We start from the raw sequence: 8,979 nt of genomic DNA, 5'->3' as shown, positions 1-8,979 counted from the left end.
ACCTGATTCAAGAATGTCAGTGAAGAAGCTCGGTTTTTACTGCGGGCTTATACTACGCTCATGGAACTATGTTCGAGCTTTCTCTCACTTCTCACTATAATCCAAAAAGAAAAATAGAGGGTAGAATCAGCCGTCACTGACCCTACCCTCTAATCTTAGTATGTTTTTTAACGCAAGAATGATTTGTTTTATGGATTACACATCGTTGAATGTAATCATCTATTTTGGCATATTTGCCTTGGTAGAGGAATGAGTCCTCCGCCTTCTGTTTAGTCTGCTTTTTTTGGTTCTTTTGTTTTTTCAGCTTTTTTATTTTCATCATTCTCTTTTTCTAAGAAACGTTCAATGTCATTTTGCTGTTTTTTATTGTCTTTGTCAATGTCAGGAAGAATAGCAAACTCATCGAACATTTTATCAAGAGAATCTTCACGTTGGAATTTTAATCCCATACTTCCACCTCCAAGCGCCTTTAGTTTACCATGAAAAGCAAAGTTTTTCATCTGAAAAGTAAGCGAAATAGTGTTCAATCCTCATTCCCTTTACTATAATAAAATAAGAAGTACATAAAAGAGGTGAGAAAGATGATCAAAACGAAAAAAATCTATACTTTCATTCAATCGGCTCAACTCGCAGACAACGTGATGCGGGAGCAAATAGCCAACTGGTTCGCTTTGGTCCGTCTTTCCTTTACACCCACCAGCTACTATTTAAATCAAAAGGAAATCCATTCCTATGATATAGCTGAAGTGCGCGCATTGCTGGAGGGAAGTATTGAAGAAGTCAATTTTGAACTGATTTTGACCGATGGACAAAATGAATCAAGTATTCATGTCGTCCAAGCAGCCGTGCTGCAACGACATCTCTTTACATTTACGGTTTTCCAGGAATCCCGCGAACTTTTATTGAGTTATGTACAAACAACAATGGAACAAGGAGGGCTCTTTAGCTATATTCGAGCCTATGATGAATTTCTAAATCACAATGTAGAAAGTGTTGCGAAGCGCTACGACTTTCAGAAACCAGAAGAGATTGCGGAATTGCCTAAGCGGAAAAACCATGCAAATGAAATCGTGATCGACTGCAATCAATTTGCTGGTTATGATGTATTTTACAACGGCTATTGTTTGACGTCTTGTTGGCGTATGTACTTCTCAGAGTACTATGAGCGGGTACTGCCGCTAGTGATCATTAAAGATGCCCAGCAAGTCGAACAAATCCAAACGTTGGCGGAAGGGGTAGTCATGGTGGAACTCTACCGTGATCCGTTCCAATGGGATCATCCCAGCAATCTTTCCTATCAGCGATTGTTCCGTGATCAAATTGGTGTCGATCAGCTGAGTTGGGATAATGGGGTGGGGATCTTACGGGAACCCTTTATTGAATACGCATTCGGCGATCAGCTGATCCAGACGATTCAGTATCAAAACGATCGCTTGCAGCCAACGGTCAAACGAAAAGCGACGCATTTTGTCACAAGAAACTTCGATTTGGTTCGTGAAATTTATCAGGAACGCCGTGTAAGAGGCTTGTTGAATGCGCAGGCATATTTTCCTTGGATCGACCAAAACGAGAGGCGCATGATGGATTATATCGTCTTAAAACCGCAACTAACCATTGATAACGGACTGGACGCGTATGAATTTTATATTCGCAGTCATCTAGAAGTCAATTATACAACCGAGCACTTTGAAGACTACACCGTTTGTTTACAGTTTTATCTCCCTCAAGCGACAATGGCAGATCTGCCTATTGATGAGTTGAAAAGGCGGATGTCCGATGTCCATTTTGGTTTTTTGCATCGCAGCAAAAAATACACCTGGGTCAATTTAAAAAAAGAAAGTCACCGCTTGCGGGTTTATTTTATGAATATGGAACGCTTAGAACATCGATCCCTCGAAAATAAATGACCAGAGAACACAAGACCCTTGAATCATCTCCATGCAAAAAAGTCTCCTGTGTTGAAACACAGGAGATTTTTTATTATCCATTACTTATTAAGCGGTGGTTACTTCTTTTTTCAACAATCCGAAGATGATTCCAGAAACGATTGCACCGATTAGGATGAACAGCAAGAATAATAATGGTTTTGACAATAGAAGAACAACAAAGATTCCGCCGTGTGGTGCCATCAATTGGATGTTGAATGCACCGACTAATGCGCCAGTCAAAGCAGAACCAACAACGAAACTTGGAATCGCCCGAAGAGGATCAGCTGCTGCAAAAGGAATCGCCCCTTCGGTTACAAAGGACAGCCCCATCACGATGTTGGTCAAACCAGCTTCTTTTTGGTCTTTGGTAAATTTATTTTTGAATAGGACTGTTGCGATGAAGATCGCCAATGGCGGCACCATTCCGCCAGCCATCACTGAGGCCATTACGACACTACCACCATCAGCAACCGTAGTGGCAAGTGTTGCCGTACCGAAAACATAGGCAGCTTTGTTGATTGGTCCCCCTAGATCGGCGGCCATCATAGCTGCTAACAACGCGCCTAGTAGTGCAGCGTTTGTTCCGCTTAAACCAGTTAGGAAACTATTCAGACCATCATTGATGGCTTTCATTGGGACATTGATCAATAACATCAAAAAGCCAGTGATCAACAAACCAAAAACAGGGTAGAAGAGAATCGTTTTAATACCGTCTAATGATTTAGGTAATCCTTTGAAGAGGTTGCGCAAGAATTTGATAACATATCCTGCTAGAAATCCACCAATCAATGCACCTAGGAATCCTGCACCCCCAGTATTTGCCAATGCACCAGCGGCAAAACCAACAATCAAACCTGGACGATCACTGATACTAGAGGCAATAAATCCAGCTAGGACAGGTAACATAAATCCGAAAGCAGCACTACCGATTTGATTGAACCAAGCAGCTTGTTGGTTATAACTACCTAACTGGTTTAAAGCGTCTTGGGGAACACCCATGAATTGATCGACCATGAAAGAGATAGCAATCATGATGCCGCCGGCAATAACGAATGGCAGCATATGAGAAACACCATTCATCAAGTCTTTGTAGATTCGTTGACCAACGGTTCCATCAGCCGAAGCTTCTTCCGCCACTGTTTGACCAGTGCTATGAAAGACTGGGGCATCGCCGCTCAATGCTTCATTAATCAGTTGTTCCGTTTTACGAATCCCGTCACTCACCGGCCGATTCACTAGATGTTTGCCATTAAAGCGATCCATTTCAACTTTTTTGTCTGCAGCAACGATGACACCAGCTGCCCGAGAAATATCCTCTTCGGTTAAGCGATTTTTGATTCCTTCTGAACCATTTGTTTCAACCTTGATATCTACGCCTAGTTCTTTGGCTTTTTTCTTCAATGCATCTTCCGCCATATAAGTATGGGCAATTCCGGTAGGACAGGCAGTTACAGCAACAAGGTATGGCCGGTCACCGGCTGGTTCGGCGGCAGTATCAACTGTCGATTCTTCTTTTTGTGCTTCTGCATCGGCAAAGAGTTGTTGGACGGCCTCCGCAGTAGTGGCATTCTTTAATTGTTCAACAAATTCTGGATCCACCAGTTGACGAGAAAGAGCAGCCAATGCTTGTAGATGAGTATCATTCGCTCCTTCAGGTGCAGCAATCATAAAGAAGAGGTAAGTAGGCTGGCCGTCTAGCGCTTCGTAATCCACACCTTTTTTACTTTTAGCAAATAAAACAGTGGCTTCATTGACGGCTTGATTTTTGGCATGAGGCATGGCGATTCCATCACCAAGGCCAGTAGACGTTTGAGCCTCACGGGCTAAAATTCCTTCTTTGTAGACAGTTATATCTGAAATACGACCAACTTCATAAAGTTTGGCCACCATTTCGTCAATGGCTCCTTGTTTATCTGTTGCTTGCAGGTCCATGATCATGGCATCTTTTAATAGTAAATCATTGATTTTCATTGTTTATCCTCCTTAGATTAAGTCAAACGATCTTTTCAATGACGACTTCTGGTAATAATTCTTGAATGAATGCAGCAGTTGCTAAGTCATCTGAAAACGCAGTGGCACTTCCACAAGCGACGCCCCATTTGAAAGCTTCCAGTGCATTTTTTGTTGCTGTATATTGGCCAATAAAGCCAGCAATCATAGAGTCGCCTGCACCAACTGAATTTTTCAAAGGACGCTTCAGAACATTCGAGCGATAAATTTCATTTCCTGTAAAGAAAAGGGCCCCATCACCGCCAAGAGAAACGATCACATTTTTTGCGCCATCGGCGATTAGTTTTTGGCCATAAGGCAAAATATCCTCAAAAGAATGGAAGGTGGTTTGATACAGTTCTGCTAACTCATGATTGTTTGGTTTGATCAGCAGTGGCTGGTCCGGCAATGCGGCAATTAACTCGGATCCGGTTGTGTCAATAACGAATTCAGCACCAGCTTCTTTGACAATAGTGATCAATTCTTGGTAATAATCTGTGGTTAGCCCGTCGGGTTTGCTGCCAGAAAAAATCACGATATCTTCTTTTGTAAGTGCCGATAACTTCCGCTTCAATTGCTGGCTTTCAGCGTCTGTAATCGTAGGTCCTAACCCGTTGATTTCGGTTTCTTCACCGGATTTTAATTTAATATTGATCCTTGTATCGGCAGCAACTTGTGTAAAATCTGTCGTGATTCTTTCGTTGATCAACCACTCTTCGATAAAACGTCCCGTGAAGCCACCAATAAAACCAATTGCAGTGGAGGGAGTCTGGATTCGCTGTAAAATACGAGAAACATTGATTCCTTTTCCTCCGGGAAGCTTAAAGTCTTGTTTCATTCGATTGAGTTCCCCTAATTGTAATGCATCGACGTGGACGATATAGTCGATGGATGGGTTTAATGTAACAGTGTAAATCATTCGGATACCTCCATAACAGTTGTTTTTGAACGGAATTTTGCCAGATAGCTTTTTGGACAGAAATCTGTAATGATCTCTGCATTTTCAATCGTTGAAACTTGGGCAAAAGTAGTTTGCTGAAATTTAGAATGGTCGACTAATACATACGCTTTTTGACTATTCTCCAGCGCAATTTTTTTGATCATTGCTTCTTCAGGATCCGGGGTAGTAAAACCAGCCTCTAAGTGGGCACCATTCATACCAATAAAACAGCGATTGAAACGCAACTTTCTTAATTGCTCACTGGCACCACTTCCTAAAACCGCATTGGTGCTGATTTTGATGGTTCCTCCTAGAATCAGGGTCTCGATTCCTTGATCAATCAATAAGGATGCATGTTTGACAGAGTTGGTGACCACCTTCAAATCGGAGATAGTTGATAGAAAAGGAATCATTTCAAGCGTGGTTGTTCCGGCATCTAAGTAAATGACTTCTTCGTTTTTGATCAAAGAAACGGCATATTGGGCGATTTTTTGCTTTTCGGCTTGGAATTTTTGGGTTTTTTCTTTCATATTAGGTTCAAAACCGAGTTGCTGAACTTTTTTTGCCCCTCCATGGATCCTTACCAAGGCATTTTGGCCTTCAAGCTCTTGCAAATCACGACGAATCGTTGATTCAGACGCCTGTAATTGCTGAATCAACTCACTGACTTTGACAATTTCAGATTCTTCTAAAAGGGCCAAAATCCTTTGATGGCGCTCTTCTGTAAGCATTTACATCACCTCTTCAATTGTTATGATAGCACAAAAAACGGTCATAATCAATCACAAACAGTTAAAAACGGTCAAAATGTAAGGTGGTGAATGTTTGAAACGGTCAAAAATAGTCGGCGATTAGGTCAAACGAAGGATTAGATGAGCTAATGTTTGACAAGAATGACTATTATTTGGCTTAATTGATTTAAGGGGGGAATTATATGAAAAATGAAGTGATACTTCAAGGCTTCCAATGGGACTTGCCAGCAGATAGTCAACATTGGAACAAATTGAAAGAAATGAGTAATCAACTAAAAAATTATGGTTTTACAGCGGTATGGTTGCCTCCTGCGTATAAAGGCACAGCTGGCGCTGAAGATGTTGGTTATGGCGTCTATGACTATTACGATCTTGGAGAGTTTGACCAAAAAGGATCGGTGCCGACCAAGTATGGAACCAAAGATGAATACCTTGCAGCGATCAAAGCATTGCAAGAGCAAGGATTGAAAGTATACGCCGATATCGTGTTCAATCATCTAATTGGTGCCGATGAAAAAGAAACGGTGCCTGCGGTCAAGTACAGCTGGGACAATCGCAATAAACCAATAAGTGATGAAGAAGAAATCGAAGCTTGGACGAAGTTCACTTTCCCTGGAAGAAAAGGGAAGTACAATGATTATATATGGACATGGAAGAATTTTTCGGGGGTTGATTATGATGATCGGACCAATGATCACGCACTGTTCAACTTCGCCCAAAAAGGATGGGAAGACCAAGTAGATGACGAAATGGGCAACTATGATTACCTCATGGGGTGCGACTTGGATATGGAAAACCCCGAAACCATCGAGCAGCTGGATAAGTGGGGCAAATGGTATCAAGAGCTGACACAGGTCGATGGTTATCGATTGGATGCGGTCAAACACATTGAGTTTAATTATTATGTCAATTGGCTTTTAAATCGCCGGGAAGAAAAAGGCGAGGATTTGTTTGTGGTGGGAGAATATTGGTCCGGTGATCTGCCAAAACTAGAAGAGTATTTAGATTCTTCCGGAAATCTGATCCATCTGTTTGATGTGCCATTGCATTACAATTTTTACGAAGCATCTCATTCAAATGGTGCGTATGATATGAGTCAGATTTTCGCCGGCACATTGACCGCTTCTCGTGAAGACTATGCGGTGACTTTTGTTGACAATCATGACACACAAGTCGGGCAAAGTTTACAATCTTGGGTCGATGGTTGGTTTAAAGTGCATGCTTATGCGTTGATCTTGTTACGAAAAGCTGGAGTACCAGTTGTATTTTGGGGTGATCTATTCGGCATTCCTGAACAAGGTATTGAACCCGTTGGGGAAGATCTGGAAAATCTAATGAAATTACGGGAAAAAATCTCCTTTGGAAATCAAGTGGATTATTTCGATGACCCTAATTGTATTGGTTGGGTACTGACAGGCGATTATGAACATGAATTGTCTGGCTTGGCGGTGGTCATGACAAATGCGCAAGGTGCTGAAAAAGAAATGACCATCAGTGCATTTCATGGCGGGGAAACTTATGTGGATATTTTGAAAAATAATGAAGCAAAAGTCGTTTTAGATGAAACCGGTAAAGGGGTCTTCCCGGTCAACGATGGTCAAGTTTCTATTTATGTAAATGAACGCTTAGTGGAAAAATTTTATAGCTGATGTTCAATAAATGCTTAGCAGGATAGTCTTCTGCTATTGTACGGCAATCAGAGTCGAAGGGACAAAGCTGCAGATACCAGATCTGTTGCTTTGTCCCTTCGTTTTTTCGAATCTTGATCGTCGGATGTCCTTATTTCAGTTGTTGCTCGCGGTACTAAGTAAGCGGCCCATTCGCTAAATAGCTGATTTTTTTCTTTACTTCTGACACGCTGTTGGAATCTGTTAAGATCAGCAAGGCATCGCCGACCTTCATGATAGTGTCTCCGCGGGTCAGAAGTTCATTTTCGCCTCGACGGATCGAAACCAGCAACATGTTTTCTGGCCAAGGAAAGTCGCGAACAGCCATTCCGTCAAATAAGCTTTCAGCAGTCACAGGGTATTCAATCACTGTTTTGGTTCCTCGGATATTCACTGTTGGTTCTTTGTGCATTTTTTCCAGTAGGGATTCGTAGATTGGATGCCCCCCGAGGCCATCTACTACGATATAGGCAACTAAACTGACTAATCCTAAGGGCATCAAGTGATTGATGGAGCCCACCATTTCAGTGACTAGAATAATCGCTGTTAGCGGGGCTTTCCCAATGGCTGTAAAGTAACCAGCCATAGCTACGATCACAAAATTTTTGACATAAATAGGGTCCAAACCGAATGATTGAACCAAAAACGTGCCAAAGATCGCACCGATGATTGCGCCCAATGTTAAAATCGGTAAAAAAATGCCGCCGGGAAGACCGGCTCCATAAGAGATCATAGAAAAACAATAGCGCAAAATCAGCAACAGAATCAAAAACAGCAGAGGAGCCCCGGTTTCTCCTAACGTCAGAATAATTTGATTTCCACCGCCTAAATAGTCTGGTAAAAATAGACCGATTGGAATAATCAATACAAAAGGAATCAATCCATACCAGTCAGAGGGAATAGGGAGTTTCCCATACCATTTTGGCAAGGACAGCAATGTCCACTGATAAAATCTTCCCAAGACACCCAATAAAATTCCTAAAATCACTAACGTGCCATAGTATTTCAGCGGGAGGTCACTGATCTTTCCTTGATAAAGGACTGGTTTCAGACCAAAAAAATTCAAAGAGACAAAGTTAGCGGTAATCACGGAAGCAAAAGATGTCAGCCATACAAGAGGTGAAAAGGAATGATGGATCTCTTCTAAAATGAAAAGCAAACCAGCAATCGGTGCATTGAAAGCTGCAGAAAGACCAGCGCTGGCGCCGCTGGAAATCAAAATCTTTTCTTCTGACTTTGGTCCCTTAAAGAATTGGCTAAGACCTTGTCCGACTGCGGCACCCAGTTGGATGGATGGCCCTTCTCGTCCTAAGAAAAGACCGGAACCAACAGAGAGAATGCCCCCAACGAATTTTTTCCAAAGGACAGGAAACCAGGGGTAATCAATCTCGCCGCTTAATTTTCCTTCAACTTGCGGGATACCGCTGCCTTTGATCTGCGGCTCGGATTTTACTAATAAGATCACAATGATTGCTAGAATGATCGAAAATAATAGCCATAAGATAATTTGCAGTGGATGATCAGCAAGATACCGATAGAGGTCCACCACCTTTTCACTTACAAGCTCGATCGCCAAACGAAATAAACTAACGACGATCCCTACAAACCCACCGACTAGGATTCCTTTGCCAATAAATGCTAGACGGGTGGTATCTAAATAATGGATTTCATGTTTCTTCATCGAACTCCTCACTTTCCTTATT

Annotated in this window: 7 protein-coding genes; 2 read left to right on the top strand and 5 right to left on the bottom strand. The window is 42.0% G+C overall.

Annotated features, from left to right (window positions below; genetic code table 11):
- Nucleotides 1–269: 269 nt before the first annotated feature.
- Nucleotides 270–449 carry an SPJ_0845 family protein gene (locus Q0A12_RS07470; protein ID WP_291292037.1) on the bottom strand — a complete coding sequence of 60 codons (180 nt, stop codon included), beginning with the start codon at nt 447–449 and terminating at the stop codon, nt 270–272.
- 132 nt (nt 450–581) lie between these two features.
- Between Q0A12_RS07470 and Q0A12_RS07465 the strand changes: the two genes are divergently transcribed.
- Entirely contained in the window at nt 582–1,907 is a 1,326-nt protein-coding gene (locus tag Q0A12_RS07465) for a hypothetical protein (protein WP_291292036.1), read from the top strand.
- 87 nt (nt 1,908–1,994) lie between these two features.
- On the opposite strand, the gene Q0A12_RS07460 is transcribed toward Q0A12_RS07465, so the two are convergent.
- The 3 genes from Q0A12_RS07460 to Q0A12_RS07450 are packed head-to-tail and all read right to left on the bottom strand — an operon-like array spanning nt 1,995 to nt 5,588.
- On the bottom strand, nt 1,995–3,899 hold the full coding sequence (locus tag Q0A12_RS07460) for a fructose-specific PTS transporter subunit EIIC (RefSeq protein ID WP_291292035.1): 1,905 nt from the start codon (nt 3,897–3,899) through the stop codon (nt 1,995–1,997).
- A gap of 22 nt (nt 3,900–3,921) precedes the next feature.
- Entirely contained in the window at nt 3,922–4,836 is a 915-nt protein-coding gene (gene pfkB, locus Q0A12_RS07455) for a 1-phosphofructokinase (protein ID WP_291292034.1), read from the bottom strand.
- The gene (locus Q0A12_RS07450; RefSeq protein ID WP_291292033.1) at nt 4,833–5,588 is read right to left on the bottom strand and encodes a DeoR/GlpR family DNA-binding transcription regulator; all 756 of its coding nucleotides are present in this window, start codon (nt 5,586–5,588) and stop codon (nt 4,833–4,835) included. Before Q0A12_RS07450 ends, pfkB begins: the two co-directional genes overlap by 4 nt.
- Nucleotides 5,589–5,791: 203 nt before the next feature.
- On the opposite strand from Q0A12_RS07450, the gene Q0A12_RS07445 reads away from it, so the two are divergent.
- Nucleotides 5,792–7,258, top strand: coding sequence for an alpha-amylase (locus Q0A12_RS07445; RefSeq protein ID WP_291292032.1), 1,467 nt, complete (start codon nt 5,792–5,794; stop codon nt 7,256–7,258).
- 154 nt (nt 7,259–7,412) lie between these two features.
- On the opposite strand, the gene Q0A12_RS07440 is transcribed toward Q0A12_RS07445, so the two are convergent.
- Nucleotides 7,413–8,957: a ClC family H(+)/Cl(-) exchange transporter gene (locus Q0A12_RS07440; RefSeq protein ID WP_291292031.1), complete on the bottom strand. Its 1,545-nt coding sequence runs from the start codon at nt 8,955–8,957 to the stop codon at nt 7,413–7,415.
- Nucleotides 8,958–8,979 lie beyond the last annotated feature (22 nt).

The sequence above is a fragment of the Enterococcus sp. genome, from assembly GCF_022711995.1.
Classification (GTDB): Bacteria; Bacillota; Bacilli; order Lactobacillales; family Enterococcaceae; genus Enterococcus_D.
This window is presented reverse-complemented; position numbering and strand designations above follow the sequence as displayed.